The following is a 21,858-nucleotide window of genomic DNA, read 5'->3' as shown; positions in this document are numbered from 1 at the left end:
TACACCCACTCACTACAGAAAATTGCGGGGGCATGCGCATGTTGGATTATTTTGCGGACCTGACTTGGAAAGAGTCCATTAAAGATATTATCGACATTTTAATCGTAACCTATATTATGTATCAGCTTATTTTACTTGTTCGCGGAACGCGAGCAGTTCAATTGTTAAAAGGAATTCTGTTCCTGGTCGTTATTTGGGCGGTTAGTACCTGGTTTGATTTGTACACGCTCAAGTGGTTGATGAATCAGATGTTCACCTTTGGTGTAGTGGCTATTTTTATTATTTTTCAACCTGAGTTGCGTCGTGCTCTAGAGCAGTTGGGGCGTGGTAAATTATTTGGGCGTTCGTCGGTAGATGATGAAGAAATCAATAAGTTAATTGGAGAAATGATTAAGGCGCTGAATTATTTATCACGTAGAAAAATAGGAGCATTGGTCGTATTCGAGCGCGAGACAGGACTGAACGAATATACGGAGTCTGGTATCAAGACACAGGCCGTAGTTAGTTCTGAACTGCTAATTAACATCTTCATTCCCAATACGCCTTTGCATGATGGTGCGGTGATTATACAAAATAAACAGATTGCTTCTGCGGCCTGCTATTTGCCATTATCGGAAAATCCCTTCATTAGCAAGGAGTTGGGAACCCGTCATCGGGCTGCAATTGGCGTGAGTGAGGTAACTGATGCCGTAACTGTCGTGGTATCGGAGGAAACAGGGCAAATTTCGTTGGCTATCAATGGTCAGGTCGTACGAGACATTAAGGAAGAATCCCTAATCTCCAAGCTGTATGAGGAGTTGCGGCCAACACCGTCACTGAAGGAAAAACGCGGCTCATTCTGGAATCGGAGGGGAGGCCGTGGAAATTCATGATGGACAAATGGATTAACAATAATACGATTTCGAAGATATTGGCGCTTGCGGTTGCTATAATGCTGTGGGGAATGGTTCATCTGGATACAGGTACACCTTCGTCTACGTTGACCGTTTCCTATAATAATAAAATAATTGATAATGTGGCCATTCAGGCCAGTGGTCTGGATGATTCAAAATATGTGCTGTCTACTATGGACACGGATCATGTAAAGATGGAGGTCAGAGGACAGCGCTCTGTCCTGACTACTTTTTTCGCGGATAATTATCAGGCAAAACTAAACTTAAGCGGCTTAGGAGCGGGTACTAAAACATTGTCACTTGAACCGGATTTGCCGGATGGGGTGGAATTGGTATCGATGACTCCTAACCGTGTTACAGTAACAATTGAGGAAAAACAAACGAAATCATTTAATGTATCTATAGTACCTAAGGGTAGTCCAGATGCGGGGCTACAGCTCGGCAAGCCTGTGATTGCTCCTCAAACGGTAAAGGTTACTTTACCCAAAAGCCAGTTGAATACCGTTACTGCGGTGCAAGGGGCTGTTAATACGGATGGCATTTCAGAAAAGTTTGAACAGAAACGTGTAAAACTGAAAGCTTATAACAAAAAGGGACAGGAACTCACAGGTGCGGTCATTGAGCCATCCACGGTGTCCGTTGAAATCCCAGTCACTCAGCAGGCGAAGTCTGTGCCTGTCAAGATAGTCTATTCCGGAGAGTTGCCAGACGGATTGGCGCTTTCTAAAGTAAACGCAAACGTGAAGGAAGCAGCGGTATATGCATCACAGGATGTATTAAGCAGCCTCAGCTCTTATGTCACGGTTACACTCGATCTGAGTCAATTTACGGAAGCGGGGACCCGTACGGTTCAAGCTAATTTGGCAGCTCCCTCAGGTTCTGATAAAATCGAGCCAGGGTCAATACAAATTCAGGTGACCGTCGTTCCTTCTAATGAAGTTACAGATACGGAACGGACGCTGTCGGGCATCCCAATCGTTTTACAAGGTGCAGGAGATGGAGCTAATGCGACTGTCATAGCGCCCACAGGCAAGACGATGGATGTTACTGTGAAGGGTCCTCAGGATTTGGTAAACAATTTAACCAATGATGACGTTAGTTTGGTGGCAAATGTAAGTGGCCTCTCGGCTGGTCAACACGAGGTTACTTTGAAAGTAGGCTTGCCTAAATACATTACACAAGCCGGGAATGCCGGCCAACTAAAGGCAACGGTAAACATTGAGAGCCCTTCTACGCCTGCTGTAACGAATCCGAATAGTGAGAATGAATCAAACCCCTCTGGTAGTGGTGATAAGGGGCAGGAGAGGCCACAGGAGGGGCAGGGCAATCAAGGTGGCAACTCTGACGCTAATACCGGGGACAACGCAGCTGCGGAGGATAAAACAAATCCTCATAACGGCGCAGAATCTTCTGCGAATGGAACCTCGGAGAACAGTCAGCCATAACATGTTTTATCTGTAGTAAATGATCAAGATTTATTAGACAAAAAAAGGGAGTCATTTTACATGGGGAAATATTTTGGTACAGATGGTGTACGAGGCATTGCTAATCAGGAACTAACAGCCGAACTGGCATATAGCATTGGCCGCTGCGGCGGATATGTCTTAGCAGGTAATGTAGAGAAACCGACAGTTGTGATTGGTATGGATACACGGATATCCGGGCTGATGTTGGAATCGGCACTGGTAGCCGGGTTGTTGTCCATTGGGGCTAATGTGGTTCGCCTGGGTATTGTTTCGACGCCTGGGGTGGCATATCTCACACGGCAATTGAAAGCGGACGCTGGTGTAATGATCTCAGCATCTCACAACCCTGTTGAGGACAACGGGATTAAGTTTTTTGGCGGAGATGGGTTTAAATTAACCGATGAAACGGAATTGAAAATCGAAGAGCTTATGGATGCAAAAGAAGACCAATTGCCTCGTCCGATTGGCAGCGGGTTGGGCACGGTTGTTGTAGACGAGCATTCCCGCTACGATTATCTGGAGTTTTTGAAAACAACAATTAGTCATTCTTTTGAAGGTCTAAAAATTGTATTGGACTGTGCAAACGGAGCAGCTTATGAGCTGGCGCCGAAGCTTTTTGCGGATTTGGGAGCTGAAGTGCACACGATCGGAGCGGAGCCAAACGGATTGAATATCAATGATCATTGTGGCTCGACTCATCCTGAAAAGCTGAAAGAGGAAGTGCGCCGCTTGAAAGCGGATATTGGGCTTGCCTTTGACGGCGATGCTGATCGCCTGATCGCAATTGATGAGAACGGGGAAGAGGTAGATGGAGACTACATTCTCTGTATTTGCGGGGATGCAATGAACCGCGCTGGAAAACTCAAGGACAGCACCATTGTATCGACAGTAATGAGTAATATCGGTTTTTATAAAGCTACTGAAAAGCTGGCTCTCAAGACTGCAAAAACTGCGGTCGGAGACCGTTATGTGATGGAAGAAATGCGTCGGGGTGGATTTAATCTGGGCGGTGAGCAGTCTGGTCATGTTATTTTCCTAGACCACAATACGACAGGTGATGGCATGCTGACGGGGATTCAGTTGGTAGATACCCTGAAAGCTTCCGGCAAGAAGATGAGCGAGCTAAAATCGCTTATGAAACAATATCCGCAAGTGCTTGTGAATGTACGTGTGCAGGACAAACGCAATTACGAGGGGAATCCTGCGATTGCAGAAGCCATTGAGCAGGTGGAACAACAATTGGGCGATAATGGGCGTGTATTGGTCCGTGCTTCAGGTACAGAGTCGCTTATTCGTGTAATGGCCGAAGGCCCGGACAAAGATGAGCTGGAGCAATTCGTCGGACAGATCGTAGATGTCGTGAAAAAAGAATTAGTTTAAAATTTTGTAAACGTAGGTTGCCTGTTAACATAAGCAGGCAACCGCATTTACGGTTATTCACTAAGGATTTAACGCCTTTAGGGTGTAATTATGAATAAAGTGTCATTGCCAAATGATGCTCTGCTGAATATAATATAGGGATGTTGTGACTCAAATAGAGAAAGCGAGGGTTGTGAGGTAACGTAATACAAGCGCCAGAGCTTGATTTTGTGCGGGGGAACTTGGTGGAGAAGCAATAGATTCCGTTGAGATGATATTGCTCGCATCGGTTCACGACAAAGCAAGCTGACGAGGTGAAGGTGTTCGAAACATTCGGCGGGGACCTTCCGGTGAAGCATCAACCCGTAAACCGGCAGCGGAAAATGAACAGGCAACTGTTTACACAACGCACCGGTAGATGCCCAAATTATTTTATAACCTAAATTATAAGATTCATTTCATGAATGTGCGGCCATCATCATTGGCGTGCGCGGTTTGGGAATTTCGTTACATTCGTGAAGAGATGCCTGTAAATTCTATAGTTATCATTGACAACTTCATAGATGAATGAACTTTATTCCACAATCTACCGCACACGTTAGTCCTGTGATGAGTCGTCTTGTGAAATGATGATCGGGAGGATAACGAATATGTGTGGCATTGTAGGATATATTGGTAATCAGAATACGCAAGAGGTATTGATTGACGGACTGAAGAAGCTGGAATATCGCGGGTATGATTCTGCGGGTATTGCTGTGTTTACAGATTCAGGACTGCAAGTAGCCAAGGCAAAAGGTCGTCTGGCGAATCTGGAAGCTAAACTGGATGGTACACCGTTGGTAGGCCATGCAGGCATCGGACATACACGTTGGGCAACACACGGTAAACCTTCTGATGAAAACTCCCATCCACATTTGGATGAGAGCCAAAAGTTTTCTGTAGTTCACAACGGAATTATTGAGAACTATCTGGAACTGAAGGAACAGCTGATCGGCGAAGGTCATACCTTTATTTCCGAAACGGACACAGAAGTTATTTCCCATCTGGTAGCGCGTGAGTATGAAGGAGATATTGTTAAAGCAGTACAAAAAGCAATTACCTTTATGCGCGGTGCTTTTGCACTGGGAGTGCTGACCGAGCACGAGCCTAATAAGCTGGTAGCTGTTCGCCAAGCCAGCCCGCTGGTTATTGGTGTGGGAGAAGGCGAGAACTTTATCGGTTCCGATATTCCGGCTATTCTGAAATATACACGCAATGTATTTATTTTGAACGATGGCGAAATGGCTGTTCTGACTAGTGATGCTGTCGAATTAATGACAATCGAAGGCCAATTTATTTCTCGGGAAATGATTCATGTCGAATGGGATGCTGTAACAGCGGAAAAAGGCGGATATGAGCATTTCATGTTGAAAGAAATTCACGAACAGCCTAAGGCTTACCGTGATACAATGTTGGGCCGTATCGATAAAGACACTAAAAAGGTTGTTCTTCCAGAGCTGAAGCTGACAGAAGAACAAATTAAAAATATCCGCAACATTCAAATTGTAGCGTGTGGTACAGCTTACAATGCTGGTTTGATTGGTCGTACGGTTATTGAAAGTATGGCTCGTATTCCGGTAGAAAACGATGTAGCTTCCGAGTATCGCTACCGTTCTCCTATCGTAACACCTGAGACATTGGTGATCGTGGTGAGTCAATCCGGTGAAACTGCTGATACCTTGGCAGCACTGCGTGAAGCACAAGCAAACGGAGCGCATGTACTGGCGATTACAAACGTAGTTGGTAGTTCCATCGCCCGTGATGCAGATGATGTGTTGGTTACACTGGCAGGACCGGAAATTGCCGTAGCCTCCACCAAAGCGTATTCTTCCCAGTTGATTGCGTTTTATCTGTTGGGTCTGTATCTGGCTCAAGTACGCGGCACACAAACGGATGAGCAAGTAGCTCATGTGCTGGCTGCTATGGAATCACTGCCAGAGCAAGTAGAAGAGATGTTGAGTAAAGCAGATGCGATCAAAGCCTATGCTGAGCAAATCGCTAGCAACAAGCACCTGTTCTTTATTGGTCGTGGTCAGGACTATGCTGTAGTACAGGAAGGTTCCCTGAAACTCAAGGAAATCTCCTACATTCATTCCGAGGCATATGCTGCGGGTGAGTTGAAGCATGGTACACTGGCATTGATCGAAGAGGGAATTCCAGTTATCGCTTTGGTAACTCAGGAATCCGTGTTGGAAAAAACCGTGAGCAACATTAAGGAAGTTAAAGCTCGTGGCGGTGACGTGCTTGCAATCACGTATGAAGAGCACGCTGTTGAGCTACTGAAATCCGTGGATCAAGTATTTGCAATTCCAAAAACACTTCCGATTCTGTCGGCTGCCATTTCAGTTATAGCTCTCCAATTGTTAGCCTACTATGCATCACTTGCACTGGGTCATGATGTTGATAAACCACGTAACCTGGCGAAAAGTGTTACTGTAGAATGAGCATTAATAAAATTCTAAATTAATGTTGTGTACAGACAATAAAGTTGTATACTAATTATTAATGACGGATAACAAGAATATCTCTTCTTGATAACTATTTAATAAAAAGCCCGATGAGCACGTATCATCGGGCTTTTTATTAAATTCAGAGGGTGACTGCTTAGGTTTCAATCAGAGCGAATATAAATTGCAGAATAAGTCAAAAGTTTTTGAATCCTTTCCTGTTAGCGAAATCCGAGCAAATGCGTTAAACCAAAGACTTGATTGGTGTAACCGGCTGTATCCGTATAATGCACCTCGATGGCCAAGTCCGTTTCATAGTGGAGCAAATCGTCGATGACGTGTACGGCATCCCGAGTGTTCGTATTGATGACTTTCGTGTAGAAAATGGAAAATTGGTCGCTCACGAACCGATAAATCGTAGCTCCTTTTCCCGTCCCGTAATGGGACTTCGCATCTACGTGAAGCGTCGAAACTATTAGGAGATTCAACTGATGAAAACTCAATATCTTATACATAAAAAAAGAGCAGCTAAACAGGCTGCTCTTTTTTTGTATGTATAAGAATGTAACTGATAGAATTACCGTCCAGATTGGAGTAGAGGATATGACTGTCCCATTTCCTGTAGATTAATCAATTATACATATTTTCCCTTTTAGAGGATGCTCTCTACTAGAAGATAAGAATATAATCTTTTCGTCAAAATATTTATTAAAATAGTTGTTCGTTTTTAAATAAATATCAGGCTGATACCATTTAGAAAACCCATTTCGCTGAAACAACAAAGGCATACCCAATTGCTCGGATTGCGTCCCCTTTAAACTATCTCCAATGTTCAGCGAATCAATATATATTCGATCAACAATCCTCTGTAATCTTTTGGGGAAATCTGGCGTGAAGGGCAAAAGAGGATTAAATGGGATGCCTGTGTATTAATTCCTGCTGCATGGACATTTCTAAGAGCCTTTAAGCGCTGGTTGATCCCTAGAGCTAAAGGTGCAAAAAGTGGCTTTACATCTTCTCGGTCTGTTTCAATAGTCATAGAAACTAATAATTCACAACGTTGCTGCAATTCTAATAGTATATCGAGGTCTCTAACCACCAGAGGACTTCTTGTTTGGATTTGAAGGAAATCCGGTGGAGATTCAATCATCTCCGTTAATATCTTTCTTGTGACACGCCATTCGCCATTAATTAAGCGAAAAACTTCAGTAGTATTTCAACATTTTTGAAGTTTTTCTTGTCCATCTTCTCCTGCTACGTAATTGTATAAATTATAACTCAACACAGCCAAATCATCAGCTTCACTGACAGCGACATCTGAATTGAGTTATTAACTCCGAACAATATTAGGATTTATATAGCGTGACATTTTGACACTACTGTATGTGACAGAAAAACACCTAGAATCACAGAGGTAGTTTTAACACATTAACAATAAATGAGGAGGGGATTTTCATTGTGTATGATAAAAATTTAACGAGGCGTGAAAGGGGAAACAGGTTTGACCTATTTATGAAAAACAAACCAGTAACAAGAGTGTTTTAAGGAAAATAAGTAATTTCTAGGGTTAACATACATGTGGAAAAAAAGGAATTTACCGTTTGTTAGGACACAATAGCGTTTGTGAAAATAATAATGAGTAAAGATAATTGCAAATCCACTTTTGCCCTAAAACAGCAAATAACTACCGATACAATATGAATAGAGGAGAGGAATATCTTTATGAAAAAGCATTGTCAAATTGCATCTACAGGTTTAGTCCTTTTAATGGCTGGAAGTTCTCTGTTATACACAACACCAACCTCAATTGTAAAAGCGGAGTCCATTCAAAATGTATCTAGTCCGTTACAAACAAGCACTCAAAGTGAACGTAATTCCGTCAAAGAGGCAATGCGGGATACATTGCAACTTGGATATCCTGGGATACTTGCTAAAACTTCTGAGGGTGGAAAAACATGGAGTTATGCTGCTGGGATAGCGGATCTGAGAGCCAAGAAACCGATGAAAACAGATTTTCGTTTTCGCATTGGCAGTGTGACGAAGACATTCATTGCAACAGTTCTACTTCAATTATCTGAAGAGAACCGCTTGAATCTAGACGACCCCATTGAAAAATGGTTGCCTGGTGTCATTCAAGGAAACGGATATGATGGTAACCAAATTACTATCCGGCAGATATTGAATCATACAAGTGGTATCGCTGACTATGTAAATTCAAAAGACTTTGATTATACGGATACAAAAAAATCGTATACGGCTGAAGAATTCGTAAAGATGGGGATTTCTCTTCCCCCAGACTTTGCCCCAGGAAAGGGTTGGTCTTATTCAAACACAGGATACGTAATACTGGGGATCCTTATTGAAAAAGTAACTGGAAACAGCTATGCGGAAGAGGTTGAAAATCGGATTATTGAACCGCTTGATTTGTCAAATACATTCCTACCTGGCAATTCAAGCGTGATTCCAGGCACCAAGCATGCCCGTGGCTATTTCCAACTAGACGGAGCAAGTGAGCTAAAAGACGTTACTTATGTTAACCCAGGTAGCTCGGATGGAGATATGATTTCTACTGCTGACGATTTAAACAAATTCTTCTCTTACTTACTCAGTGGTAAATTACTGAAGGAACAGCAACTAAAACAAATGCTTACTACAGTTCCTACAGATAGAGAAGGAACCGGATATGGTCTTGGGATCTTTGAAACTAAGCTTCCAAACGGTGTCTCGATATGGGGACACAAAGGTAGAGTTCTAGGGTTTACCACTTTTGCTGGTGGCACACTTGGAGGCAAGCATACATTGGTCGTCAATTTGAACAGCTTTAAAGCTGATAGTCCTGATCCATTTAAAAATATTTTACTTGCTGAATTTAGCAAGTAGGCAAAAAGGAAAACAATGGTTTAAACTGGGCTCCTTAGAGCATGTCAAAAAAACTAACAAATAAGTATTTTAGGAGGGTTTTATGAAAAAGAAAATGATTATTGCACTTGGTGTTTCTGCTATAATACTGACTAATTTTGTAGGAAGTACTTATGCAGACTCGAAAACAGGAGTTTCTGTTACAGCACCCTACAATACAAATCAAATAGCGGAATGGTTAGAAATGCATGCAAAGCCTTTAAAAACAACTAATCCAACTGCATCTTTTAATGATTTAAAACCACTTAAGAATATGGTAGGTTCAGCTTCAATTGTAGGTTTAGGTGAAGCTACGCATGGGGCTCATCAAATTTTTACAATGAAACAACGCATTGTTAATTATTTAGTATCTGAAAAGGGATTCACCAACTTAGTTTTAGAAGAGGGATGGGACAGAGCTTTGGAGCTTGATCGATATGTTCTTACTGGTAAGGGAAACCCAAGCCAACATCTATCACCAGTATTTAACACAAAAGAAATGTTAGAGCTACTTAGTTGGATTCGACAATATAATGCTAATCCAAAACATAAATCTAAAGTGCGTATCATTGGGATGGACATTCAATCAGTAAACGAGAATGTTTATAATAATATAATAGAATATATAAAAAGAAACAATTCAGATCTTGTGCCTAGAGTAGAAGAGAAAATAAAAGGTCTTATTTCTGTAACAAAGGATATGAATACTTTTGAGAGCCTTACGAAAGAAGAAAAAGAAAAGTATATTTCAGATGCTAAACAAATCAGTGCTTTATTAGAACAAAATAAAAGTTATCTAAACGGAAAATCCAAAGAATTCGCATGGATAAAACAAAATGCTCGTATTATTGAACAGTTTACTACAATGTTAGGAGGAACATCCCCTGATAAACCATCGGATTTTTATTTGAAACATGATATTGCAATGTATGAAAATGCGAAGTGGACTGAAGAACATTTAGGGAAAACCATAGTTTGGGGACATAATGGACACGTTTCGAAAACAAATATGATTCCATTTATATACCCTAAAGTAGCTGGGCAGCATTTAGCAGAATATTATGGAAAACGGTATGTATCTATTGGAACATCAGTTTATAAAGGACAATATAATGTTTATAATAATGATGGTAAATTTGGCCCATATGGAATATTAAAATCAGATGATCCAAACAGTTATAATTACATTTTTGGACAGGTCAAAAAAGATCAATTTTTTATTGATTTACGTAAGGCGAACGGAGTGACAAAAACTTGGTTAAACGAACAACATCAAATTTTCGCTGGAATAACTAAAGAAGGCCCTGCTATACCAAAAACTGTTGATATATCATTAGGTAAAACGTTTGATATACTTGTTCAAATTCAAAAAGTGAGTCCATCTCAACTACATCAATAATTTGTTATAATGTGCGAGAAGGCTTGCTTAAGGGCACAACGATTCGTGAAAAGTTTGAATTTGGTTGGAATCGGGTTATCGAACTTGGGACATTTTATATGCTGAAGGCCCATCTACATGGAATCTTCGAGTTAAGCAGTGAGAGCGTTAGTAGTGCAATCCGTTTGTGTTGGAATGCTGTAACTCTTAGAGATTTAACATAGGTAGATGGACAATAGCCGCTCTCAAAGGAAGTTCGAAAATAACCTTTGAGGGCGGCTTCTGTTTTATGGATGGTTTATTACAAAAAATGGAGTTAGGTACACAACTTTATTGTCTGTAAACAATTAATGTCTGGTGATAAAAAAGTGTGGAACCAGTAAAAAACAAACAACTTAAATCAAATAAAGTTTGCAAATATAATTGGAATTTCTCAAGGAACGTTGAGTGAGCTGGAGCAAGATAAATACAGACCCTCTTTTGATATACTTATAGCAATTAAAGAAAACTTGAATTCCCATATAGAGTGGTTAATCTTTGGAGATACGCCTGTAGCAATTGAGCCCACACAGTAGGGGAATGTCATTCGATTAGCAATACAAAGTAAATAATCAGTTGTAACGTCAAAAACCTTTGCTAAAGATATTAAATGATTAATTTCAGGCCGTGCTACGTTTCACTCCCAATTAGAAACAACCTGTTTAGTTACCCTGATCTTATTATAAATATCCTTTTATGTACATTTATGGATTAGTATAAAATTTTTACATTACTGTTTCAAAGCATTCATGAATTCATCTCTATTAAATCAAATAGGTTTTACCCGACCCATCTGCTTACTAATTATACCTACTTATAGCCCATATTATAGCTTATTCATGCCCTACTGTACCCTACGAGTAGCCTATGAATAGGATACGAAGTAAAATATAGCTAAAAAATATTACTTTGCTATTGTATAAAGCTGTGAGTTGTTATATTCTACATTTGTATTTTGAAGTAAAACTAAAATATATCTTAGGAGTAGAAAAGGATAACTGAACTTTACTTTGATTTAGTAGTTCTAAAAAGAAGGTGAATAATGAGCAAAATTCGATCAAGTAACTCTATAGTATCTATTCAACGGAAAATCAAAGATGGAAGAGGTCAAGGCCACTTTTCGGAATACAAACCTTGGTTAACTATACATGATGTACCTTCAATAGGGATAGTTACTCGAATTCTTGGTTAGAAAAGTGGTCGACTTCACCATTATCTGTCTGAACACTTTGAATTGGCACATCATTACTAAATGGAGTGGTCAGAGCAAGTGATTGATATTCGCGAACAATTTCCTTTATTACCTCTAGATAAAACCCTCTATATTGCACAAAAGTTAGGCATTAAACATCCAACTGACCCCAAGAATAAGCTTCCCATCATTATGACTACAGATATGTTACTTACAGTAAAACAAGAAGAAAGTATAAAATTTATTGCACATTCTATCAAACCTTCTAACAAGTTGACAAAACGAGTTGTAGAGAAATTACAGATTGAAAAAGAGTTCTTTAAAGACCAAAAGATAGAGTGGGCACTTATTACGGAAAGACAGATAAACTACAATTTGGTTAGGAATGTCGAATGGCTTCATAATGCTAAAAACAACGATAAATTGTCAAATCACCATATAAATAGTCTCGAAGATAATCTCTATTGTGCTATTCAACAAAGTGAAAAACCACTTGCGAAAGTTACAAGAGAACAAGATGAATTATTTGGTTTACCAAGTGGGTAAGCGCAAGGATTCGGAGCACCGGCAAAGAATGTCTCCAGGGAAGATCTCCCAAATCGGCCGGCACCCCGCCTGAATGTCGACACGCGTCGAATTCCTCATTGATGGCAAACCTTCCCGGCGTTTCTTCTCCATTCGCTTTTTTAGGCAAAATATTAACACTTTATGTTGGACAGACCCAATTTAACTAAAGTTTTACTATACATTCTTGGAAATTTTGATATAATTCTACCTAGGTTACCTTTCCAATTATGATAGAAAATAGAATTAGATGGTTTTTATATCTATCCAAGCTGTGCGCGAGAGACCAATCCACTGGCTACCCAGCAAGCAGGCATGCGGAGACCGACAATTGTGGAAAATGACAGCCGAGAATATGTATGCTCCATGACGTCAGAAGGCTCAGAAAGGATGAAGCCAACCTTATCCCAATTCCGATGGAGGATGAAGCGCGTGATCATTTTTGAAAAGATGTAATTTACTTCCAATACAAGGGCTGTCCCGTTCATGCCATACGGAGCATTCTTTGAGCCTCATGCAGCACCATCGTCACATCTAATCGTCAGGAAAAGCTCACTACCCCGCAGCCGTATCTTTACTTATCCACACCAGACGGGGGAATATACAAATCGTACATAGAGTGTATCAATATCCCTTAAACATAGGCTTCGACAAAGGCAGCTCCGGTGCCGAATCCGGAGGTACGGCCGACTTCCTGCTGGCCGGCCGGAACCCTACAGCAAGCCTTACATCGATGGGAGGAACATTCCTTGTCCACCCCCAATTCCAATTCCGAACCCAATGTTAAACCAAAGTCCGTCTTCGGGCGGCTCGTCCGCAGCAAGCATATTGAAGCGGAGGAGCCGGAAGCAGCCGCATCTCTTGCGTGGAACGATGCTCTTAGTTGTCTTTCACGCATAGGAGCCGAGCGGGACAGCTGCTAGGCAGAGGATTGCCGCATGTGATCAACCGGGCAAGCAAAGCGGTGACCTGGCGAAAGCCATTGACATTCTTGTCACATGTTTGAAAAGGCGGGGAGCGAGGCTGAAGTGTTGCTGCGGCATATGCTCCGCCGGATTGCTTTTACCGATGAAGAGAGGGGAACGATCCAGATGGCTTTTGAAAAAGAAACGTTGTTTTGGAACGAAAAATTCGGTAGCGACGATTATACCCTGACGCGGCTACCTTACAGCAAAGCTCCAAGCTCCCTGGCGCCCATTATGACAACCGTCGGCGGGACGCTTCCGGAGGAAGTGGCGCAGCGCGTCCTTCAAATGAGCAAGGGCGCTCCGCTGGCCACTTTTATGATTTTGCTCGCAGGTGTTCAGTCGCTCTTGCATAAATATACAGGCGCTTCTGACATTCTGGTCGGCATGCCGGTTGTACGGAAACCGACGGAGACGCGCCGATCCGTTAATCATACGGCTATTTTGAAAAACTCGCTTTCGGCGGGTGCAACTTTTAAAACGCTTCTGAGCGAGCTGAGGACTTCCTTGCCGGAAGCGATTCAGCATCAACATATTCCATTCTTAAAAATGACAGAGAAGCTGGACCTGCAATATGCAGACGGGATACCCGTCGTCCATACGCTAGTATCCCTTAAGGAGCTGCATTTGGACGAAATCGGGCAAAACGTGGTCACGGATTGTTCCTTTGAATTTAGCTTAACCAGCGGGACGATACAGCTAGCGCTGTCATATAACGAGCACTTATATGACTCCGAGTTCATGACGCGGGTCGTCGGCCATCTAAATCGCCTGCTGGCCGTGGGGCTTCACGAGTTGGAGCTGGACATTGTGCGGGCGGACATGCTGTCGGAGGACGAGAAATTTCAATTGCTGCAAAGCTTTAACGATACCGAGAAGGACTATCCTCGTGATCGGACGATTCATCAGCTCGTGGAGGAGCAGGCGAAGCGGGTGCCCGAAGCGACGGCGGTTGTCTTTGAGAGGCGCCGGCTTTCGTACGCGGAGATGAACGAACGGGCGAACCGGCTGGCGCGGACGCTGCGATCGGTCGGCGTGCTGCCCAATCAGCTGGTAGGCTTGATGGCCAGGAGATCACTGGAGACGGTCGTTGGCATTCTGGCGGTTCTGAAAGCTGGCGGTGCCTACGTGCCGATCGACCCGGAATACCCGGAAGAACGCATCCGCTACATTCTGGAGAACTCGAACGCGCAGCTGTTGCTGACGCAAAGGGAGCTGCAGCAGCAGGTGCCGTTCGAAGGGACCGTGGTGGCGCTGGATGACGAGCAGGCCTACAGCGACGATGGCTCGAACCTGGATCCGGCCAGCGGTCCGAATGATCTGGCTTATGTCATCTATACATCAGGTACGACGGGCAAACCCAAAGGGGTCATGCTGGAGCATCGCGGGCTGGTCAGCCTGAAACTGACGTTTGCCCATACGCTTCACACGACCGAACAGGATCGAGTGCTCCAATTCGCCAGCCTATCGTTCGATGCGTCGTGCTGGGAGATGTTCAACGCTCTATATTTCGGGGCGACCTTATATATACCGTCAACCGAGACGATTTTGGATGATCAGCTGTTCGAACGTTTCATGAACGAGCATGCAATTACGATCGCCACTTTGCCGCCAACTTATGCGGCTTATTTGAATTCAGACCGCCTGCCGAGTCTGAGCAGGCTCATCACGGCGGGCTCCGCCGTTTCAGCCGAATTCGTGCAGCAGTGGAAAGACAAGGTACAATACTATAACGCGTACGGTCCGACGGAAGCCTCGATCGCCACATCCGTGTGGGCGGCGTCTACGTATGACACCGAACGCAGAGCGATACCGATCGGACGTCCGATCTGGAACCATCGCTTGTATATACTGGGCGCACAGAATCAACTGGCGCCTATCGGAGTGGAAGGGGAATTGTGCATCGCGGGCGTCGGCCTCGCCCGGGGATATTGGAACCGGCCGGATCTGACGGCGGAGAAATTCATCGAACACCCGTTTGAGCCCGGAGAGAGACTGTACCGGACGGGCGACTTGGCCCGCTGGCTGCCGGATGGAAATATTGAGTACTTGGGCCGGATTGACCATCAGGTGAAAATCCGTGGATTCCGGATCGAGATCGGCGAGATTGAAGAGCAGCTTCTGAAGATCGACTCCGTGCAGGAGACGATCGTAATCGCGCGGGAAGGCAAAAACGGGCAAGAACTGTGCGCTTACCTGGTCGCGGGCCGCCCGCTTACGCTCGGCGAGCTGAGAAGCGCGCTGGCGCAAAAATTGCCGAATTACATGATTCCGGCGCATTTTGTTCAGCTTCCGCGGATGCCGCTCACGCCGAACGACAAAATCGACCGCAAGGCTTTGCCTGCTCCGGAAGGAAACGCGCTGACCGGCGGCGCGTACGTAGCTCCTCGCAATGAAGCCGAGCGGACGCTTGCCGATGTGTGGCAGGCGGTATTGAACGCCGATCGCGTTGGGGTAACGGATCATTTCTTCGAGCTGGGCGGAGACTCAATCAAGTCCATTCAAGTATCTTCGCGGCTTCATCAAGCCGGGTACAAGCTGGAAATCCGGGATTTGTTCAAATATCCGACTATCTCACAGCTCAGCCTGCATGTGAAACCGATCGGACGTACCATCGATCAAGGCGAAATAACGGGTGAAACGGCGCTGACGCCGATTCAGCATTGGTTTTTCGAGAGCTCCTTTGCGGCCCCGCATCATTTCAACCAGTCGGTGATGCTGTACCGGAAGGAACGCTTCGACGAAGAGACGGTGCGTCAGGTGCTGCAAAAGCTGGCCGAGCATCATGACGCCTTGCGGATGGTGTTCTGCAAGACGGAACAAGGGTTTAGTGCGCGGACCCGCGCGATTCAGGAAGGCGGGCTGTTCACGCTGGACGTGTTCGACTTCAAGGATGCGGAGAATACCGCGCAGGCTGTGGAAGCGAAGGCAACGGACATTCAAGCGGGCATCGATCTGGAGAACGGGCCCCTCGTGAAGGCGGGACTGTTCCGGTGTGCGGACGGCGATCATTTGCTGCTCGCGGTTCATCATGCCGTGGTGGACGGCGTGTCTTGGCGCATTTTGATGGAGGATTTCGCTCTGGGTTACGAGCAGGCCGGCAAAAGCGAGGAAATTCGTTTCCCGGCGAAAACGGATGCGTACCGCACTTGGTCCGAGCAGCTGGCCGCTTACGCGCAAAGCCCGGAGATGGCGAAGGAACGGGCCTATTGGCAGGCCGTGGAACAAATTGCGGTTCCGGCCTTGCCGAAGGATCTGGAGGCGGACGTTACGACGCAGCAGGACAGCGAATCGCTGTTCGTGCGTTTGACTCCCGAAGAAACGGAGCTGCTGCTGAAGCGGGTTCACCGGGCCTACAACACCGAAATGAACGATATTTTGGTAACGGCGCTCGGCATAGCCGTTCGCAAGTGGACGGGACACGAACGGGTGCGGATCAATCTCGAAGGACACGGACGCGAACCGATCGGAACGGATATCGACATCACGCGCACAGTCGGATGGTTTACGACCAAGTTTCCGGTCGTCCTAGAGCCGGAAACCGACCGGGATTTGGCCTATCAGATTAAACAGGTCAAGGAAAGTTTGCGCCGCATTCCGAACAAAGGGCTTGGGTACGGCATATGCCGCTATCTCTCCAAATCGGAGGATGGCTTTGTTTGGGGCGCAGAGCCGGAAATTAATTTTAATTACCTCGGCCAGTTCGACGATGATGTCAACCAGGACGAGATGGGCATATCTTCTTATTCCGGCGGCAGCCCGGCCAGCGACCGGCAGGCCCGTAGCTTTGTGCTGGATATCAATGGCATGGTGCTGGACGGCGCTTTATCGCTTGATCTTAGCTACAGCCGGAAGCAGTATCACAAGGTAACGATGGAAGCCTTCGCTCAGCGGCTTGAGCAAAGTCTACGAGAGCTCATTATCCACTGCGCAGGCAAAGAAAATACCGAATTGACGCCTAGCGACGTGCAATTTAAAGGCTTGACCATCGCCGAACTAGAGCAAATCGCCCAGCGCTCGGGCCATCTCGGGGAAATCGAAAATATTTACTCGCTTACGCCGATGCAGAAGGGCATGTGGTTCCACAGCGCGCTTGACCGGCAAACGGCCGCTTACTTCGAGCAGACGCGATTTACGATGAGGGGAGTACTCGACGTCCAGCTTTTCGAGAGGAGCTGGACGGAACTTGCGAAACGTCATTTGGTGCTGCGGGCGAATTTTGTGCAAGGACCGGCGGGCGAGCCGCTGCAAATCATATACCGCGACAAGCCGGTCGGCTTTGAATATGAAGAGCTGCTTCATTTGCAGTCGGACGAGAAACAAGCGTACTTGGATAAAAAAGCCGAGGATGACAAGCTTCGCGGCTTCGACCTGGAACATGACGCGCTCGTTCGGGTTACGATCCTGCGCACCGAAGAGCAAAGCTATCATGTGCTGTGGAGTTTCCAGCATATTTTGATGGATGGCTGGTGCCTACCGCAGCTGACGCAGGAGCTGTTTGAGACGTACTCGGCCTTGGCATTCGGCAAGCAGCCAGCGGGAGATAAGGGATCGGATTATGGCGTCTATATCGAATGGTTGGAGAAACAGGACGATCAGGCGGCATCCGGCTATTGGACGGCATTCCTGGCAGGTTATGAAGGGCAAACCGTACTCCCGGGACAAAAGGAACTGGCGCCGAACGGCAGATTTACGGCTGATCACGTCACCGCCGAGCTGGGCAAAGACTTGAGCGAGCGGATGGACCAGGTGGCGAAACAGCGCCTGGTTACGGTCAATACGCTGCTGCAAGCCGCTTGGGGCGTGATGTTGCAAAAATATAACGGGACAAACGATGCCGTATTCGGCAGCGTCGTGGCTGGAAGACCGGCGGAAATCCCGGGCATCGAGTCCATGATCGGACTGTTCATCAATACGGTGCCGGTCCGCGTCACGAGCGAAGCGGACACCGTGTTCGCCGACCTGATGGCGAAGCTCCAAGAGTGGGCGCTGGAGTCCGGGCGTTATGATTACTATCCGCTGTATGAAATTCAAGCCCGCAGCGTGCAAAAGCAGAACCTAATCAACCATATCATCGCTTTCGAGAACTATCCGGTGGACGAGCAGATGGAGCAGGCGGGCGACCAGCAGCACGGCGACCTGACGATCGCTGATGTTCAGATGGAGGAGCAGACGAACTATAACTTCAACGTGACCGTGGTGCCGGGAGTCGAGATCGAAATTCGGTTCGACTTTAACGCCGAAGTGTTCGATAAAGACAGCATCGAGCGGCTCAAGGGGCATCTCGTCCATCTGCTGGAGCAGGTGACGGATAACCCGGAAATTACAGTGGGCGAGCTGGAACTTGTGACGGAGGCGGAAAAGGCCGACCTTCTCGGGCGTTTTAACGACACCACCACGGAATTTCCGCGCGAGAAGACGCTCGTTCAATTGTTCGAAGAGCAGGCGGAGCTTTACCCGGACAACGTGGCCGCCGTCATGAACGAGCGGCAGCTGACCTACCGCGAGCTGAACGAGCGATCCAACCGCCTTGCGCGGAAGCTGCGGGAGACGGGAGTAGAAGCGGACCAGTTGGTAGCGATTCTGGCCGAACGCTCGCTCGATATGGTTGTCGGCATTCTGGCGATTCTCAAAGCGGGCGGAGCATACGTGCCTGTCGATCCCGACTACCCGGAGGAGCGCATCCGCTTCATGATCGAGGATTCGGGCGCGCCGTTATTGCTGATTCAAAAGCATCTGCACGAGAAGACCGACTTCGCAGGAACGCGCCTCGAATTGGACGATTTCGTTTGGGGCGACAGAGGGGCGGACTCCGCCGATGCGCTGGACGCTTCGAACCTGGAGCCGATTTCCGGGCCGGGCAACCTGGCCTATGTCATCTACACGTCGGGAACGACCGGCAGACCGAAAGGAACGCTGATCGAGCATAAGAACGTCGTGCGCCTCCTGTTCAACGACAAGAACCTGTTCGACTTCGGGCCGTCCGACACGTGGACGCTGTTCCACTCGTTCTGCTTCGATTTCTCCGTCTGGGAAATGTACGGAGCGCTGCTGTACGGAGGCAAGCTGGTCATCGTACCGCCGCTCACGGCGAAAAATCCGGCCGATTTCCTGGCGCTGCTGGGCCGCGAACAGGTCACGATTTTGAACCAGACGCCAACGTACTTCTACCAGCTGCTGCGGGAGGTCTTGGCGGACCATCCGTACGATCTGCGGATTCGTAACGTCATCTTCGGGGGCGAAGCGCTGAGTCCGCTGCTGCTCAAGGGCTTCAAGACGAAGTACCCGGAGACGAAGCTGATCAATATGTACGGCATTACCGAGACGACGGTTCACGTGACGTATAAGGAAATCACGTGGGTCGAAATGGAGGCGGCGAAGAGCAATATCGGCAAGCCGATCCCGACGCTGAGGGTGTACGTCCTTGATGAAAACCGCCGCCCTGTGCCGATTGGAGTAGCGGGCGAAATGTACGTGGCCGGGGAAGGTCTTGCGAGAGGATACCTGAACCGTCCGGACCTGACGGCGGAGAAGTTCGTCGATTCCCCGTTTGCGGAGGGGGAGAAGCTGTACCGCTCGGGCGACTTGGCAGCTTGGCTGCCGGACGGCAACATCGAATACCTGGGCCGGATCGATCATCAGGTCAAAATCCGCGGGTACCGAATCGAGCTGGACGAAATCGAGACGCAGCTTCTGAACGTCGAGGGCGTGGAAGAAGCGGTGGTGCTCGCCCGTCAGGACGGCGGGGGCGAGAAGGCGCTTGTCGCCTACTTTGTGGCGGACCGAACGCTGACGGTCAGCGAAATGAGAACCTCGCTGGCCCAAGGAATGCCGGGGTACATGATCCCGTCGTACTTCGTGCAGTTGGAGCGCATGCCGCTGACGACCAACGGCAAAGTGGACCGCAAAGCGCTGCCGGAGCCGCAAGGTGGCATACAAACGGGCGTCGAATACGTAGCGCCGCGTAACCGGACGGAGTCCCAGCTTGTGAAGATCTGGGAGGAAGTACTGGGCTACTCCGGCATTGGAGTCCTGGACAATTTCTTCGACCTGGGCGGCCATTCCCTGCGGGCGACGACACTGGTGAGCAAGGTGCATCAGGAGCTGAACGTTGAGCTGCCTCTGCGCGACGTATTCCGCTACTCAACAATCGAAGAGATGGCTCTGGCCATCTCCCGGATCGGAGAGCAGTCGTTCTCGTCGATTCCGCTGGCAGGCGCAAGAACATATTATCCGCTTTCCTCAGCTCAGAAGCGGCTGTTTATCCTGAATCAGCTGGAAGGGGCCGATCAGAGCTACAACATGCCGGGCGTGCTGTTGCTGGAAGGATCGATTGACCGGAGCCTGCTGGAGAAGGCTTTCCGCGGACTGATCGCACGGCACGAAACGCTACGAACTGGCTTTGAGATCGTACAAGGCGAAGCTGTACAGCGCATTTACGAGAGCGTCGACTTTGCCGTTGAGTACCGTCATGCGAGCGAGGAAGAAGCGCCCGAAGTTGTGCAGGCCTTCATCCGGCCTTTCGACTTGGCGAAGCCTCCGCTGCTGCGAGCGGAACTCGTAGAGCTGGCAGCCGAACGTTATTTGCTGATGTTCGACATGCACCATATCGTCTCCGACGGGGTTTCGATGGACGTGTTAGTCGAGGAACTCGTTCGTCTGTACGGCGGCGAATCATTAGAGCCTTTGCGCATTCAATACAAGGACTATGCGGTATGGCAGCAGTCGGACGAGCAAAAAGTGCAGTTGAAACGCGAGGAAGCTTACTGGCTGGATCGTTACCGCGGCGAGCTTCCGGTTCTGGAAATGCCGACGGACTATCCGCGTCCTGCCGTGCAGAGCTTTGAGGGACAAACGCTGACGTCCTTCGTGGACGAGGCAACGAACGAAGGCTTGAAGCAGCTGGCCGCTCAAAGAGGAACGACGCTGTATATGGTGCTGCTTGCGGCATATACCGTGCTTTTGCATAAATACACAGGTCAGGACGATTTGATCGTCGGAACGTCGATTGCGGGCAGAACGCACGGAGACACGCAGCCTTTGATCGGAATGTTCGTCAATACGCTGGCGCTCCGCAATTATCCGGCTTCGGAGAAGACCTTCCTGTCGTATCTGGAAGAAGTGAAAGAAACGACCTTAGGCGCTTACGAGCATCAGAATTATCCGTTCGAAGAGCTCGTCGATAAAGTGCAGGTCAGCCGGGATTTGAGCCGCAACCCGCTGTTTGACACGATGTTCTCCCTGCAAAACTTGGAGGATAAAGAGTTTGAGCTGGAAGGGCTGAAATTGTCCCCGTACCCTAGCGAATACGGCACGGCCAAGTTCGACCTGAGTGTGGATGTTACGGAAGAAAACGGCGGCCTGGAGTGCAGCTTTGAATTCGCAACGGCTCTTTATAAAGAAAGCACGATCCGGCGGCTGTCGACTCATTTCGGACATTTGCTTGCGGCGATCGTAAGCCGTCCAGATGCGAAGATTGCCGAGCTGAACTTGCTGACGGCAGAGGAAAAAGAACAAATTCTCGGCGCGTTCAACCCGGCACAGCCGGAAGCGGCTCCTGCGGCCGCGTTCCATCGGCTGTTTGAGGAACAGGCGGAGCGCACGCCGGAAGAGACGGC

General features: G+C 47.3%; 10 protein-coding genes and 2 pseudogenes. 10 read left to right on the top strand and 2 right to left on the bottom strand.

What is annotated here, in order from left to right; genetic code table 11:
- Positions 1–38 precede the first annotated feature (38 nt).
- From cdaA to glmS, 4 genes are all read left to right on the top strand, one after another.
- Positions 39–872, top strand: coding sequence for a diadenylate cyclase CdaA (gene cdaA / locus KSP24_RS24440; RefSeq protein ID WP_013373237.1), 834 nt, complete (start codon positions 39–41; stop codon positions 870–872).
- The gene (locus tag KSP24_RS24435; RefSeq protein WP_216977055.1) at positions 869–2,338 is read left to right on the top strand and encodes a CdaR family protein; all 1,470 of its coding nucleotides are present in this window, start codon (positions 869–871) and stop codon (positions 2,336–2,338) included. Before cdaA ends, KSP24_RS24435 begins: the two co-directional genes overlap by 4 nt.
- Positions 2,339–2,398: 60 nt before the next feature.
- On the top strand, positions 2,399–3,739 hold the full coding sequence (glmM, locus tag KSP24_RS24430; protein ID WP_013373235.1) for a phosphoglucosamine mutase: 1,341 nt from the start codon (positions 2,399–2,401) through the stop codon (positions 3,737–3,739).
- 629 nt (positions 3,740–4,368) lie between these two features.
- On the top strand, positions 4,369–6,201 hold the full coding sequence (glmS, locus tag KSP24_RS24425) for a glutamine--fructose-6-phosphate transaminase (isomerizing) (RefSeq protein WP_013373234.1): 1,833 nt from the start codon (positions 4,369–4,371) through the stop codon (positions 6,199–6,201).
- Between the two features lie 227 nt (positions 6,202–6,428).
- Here the strand turns inward: glmS and KSP24_RS24420 are convergent.
- Positions 6,429–6,677: pseudogene (locus KSP24_RS24420) on the bottom strand (Tn3 family transposase); the annotation flags it as partial.
- A gap of 359 nt (positions 6,678–7,036) precedes the next feature.
- On the bottom strand, positions 7,037–7,354 hold the full coding sequence (locus KSP24_RS25415) for a radical SAM family protein (RefSeq protein WP_231124604.1): 318 nt from the start codon (positions 7,352–7,354) through the stop codon (positions 7,037–7,039).
- 572 nt (positions 7,355–7,926) lie between these two features.
- Between KSP24_RS25415 and KSP24_RS24410 the strand changes: the two genes are divergently transcribed.
- The 6 genes and pseudogenes from KSP24_RS24410 to KSP24_RS24385 form a co-directional block, all read left to right on the top strand.
- A complete protein-coding gene (locus KSP24_RS24410) occupies positions 7,927–9,084 on the top strand; it encodes a serine hydrolase domain-containing protein (protein ID WP_216977054.1) in 1,158 nt (385 codons plus the stop codon).
- A gap of 82 nt (positions 9,085–9,166) precedes the next feature.
- Entirely contained in the window at positions 9,167–10,501 is a 1,335-nt protein-coding gene (locus KSP24_RS24405; protein WP_216977052.1) for an erythromycin esterase family protein, read from the top strand.
- Positions 10,502–10,881: 380 nt separating this feature from the next.
- Positions 10,882–11,055 (top strand): annotated as a pseudogene (locus tag KSP24_RS25705) (helix-turn-helix domain-containing protein); the annotation flags it as partial.
- A gap of 734 nt (positions 11,056–11,789) precedes the next feature.
- Positions 11,790–12,257: a TnsA endonuclease N-terminal domain-containing protein gene (locus KSP24_RS24395; RefSeq protein ID WP_367949385.1), complete on the top strand. Its 468-nt coding sequence runs from the start codon at positions 11,790–11,792 to the stop codon at positions 12,255–12,257.
- A 767-nt stretch (positions 12,258–13,024) separates the two neighbouring features.
- Positions 13,025–13,198 carry a hypothetical protein gene (locus tag KSP24_RS24390; RefSeq protein ID WP_216977050.1) on the top strand — a complete coding sequence of 58 codons (174 nt, stop codon included), beginning with the start codon at positions 13,025–13,027 and terminating at the stop codon, positions 13,196–13,198.
- 75 nt (positions 13,199–13,273) lie between these two features.
- The coding region (locus KSP24_RS24385) for a non-ribosomal peptide synthetase (RefSeq protein WP_216977048.1) at positions 13,274–21,858 on the top strand (8,585 nt) is incomplete at its 3' end.

It is taken from the genome of Paenibacillus sp. AK121 (genome assembly GCF_019042715.1).
Classification (GTDB): Bacteria; Bacillota; Bacilli; order Paenibacillales; family Paenibacillaceae; genus Paenibacillus; species Paenibacillus polymyxa_C.
Note: the sequence above shows the minus strand (reverse complement) of the source record. Positions and strands in the feature narration are given on the sequence as shown.

Excerpts from the sequence above, each read along its gene's own strand:
- cdaA (WP_013373237.1), top strand. The coding sequence starts at position 39 with ATGTTGGATTATTTTGCGGACCTGACTTGGAAAGAGTCCATTAAAGAT.
- KSP24_RS24435 (WP_216977055.1), top strand. The coding sequence starts at position 869 with ATGATGGACAAATGGATTAACAATAATACGATTTCGAAGATATTGGCG.
- glmM (WP_013373235.1), top strand. The coding sequence starts at position 2,399 with ATGGGGAAATATTTTGGTACAGATGGTGTACGAGGCATTGCTAATCAG.
- glmS (WP_013373234.1), top strand. The coding sequence starts at position 4,369 with ATGTGTGGCATTGTAGGATATATTGGTAATCAGAATACGCAAGAGGTA.
- KSP24_RS25415 (WP_231124604.1), bottom strand. The coding sequence starts at position 7,354 with ATGATTGAATCTCCACCGGATTTCCTTCAAATCCAAACAAGAAGTCCT.
- KSP24_RS24410 (WP_216977054.1), top strand. The coding sequence starts at position 7,927 with ATGAAAAAGCATTGTCAAATTGCATCTACAGGTTTAGTCCTTTTAATG.
- KSP24_RS24405 (WP_216977052.1), top strand. The coding sequence starts at position 9,167 with ATGAAAAAGAAAATGATTATTGCACTTGGTGTTTCTGCTATAATACTG.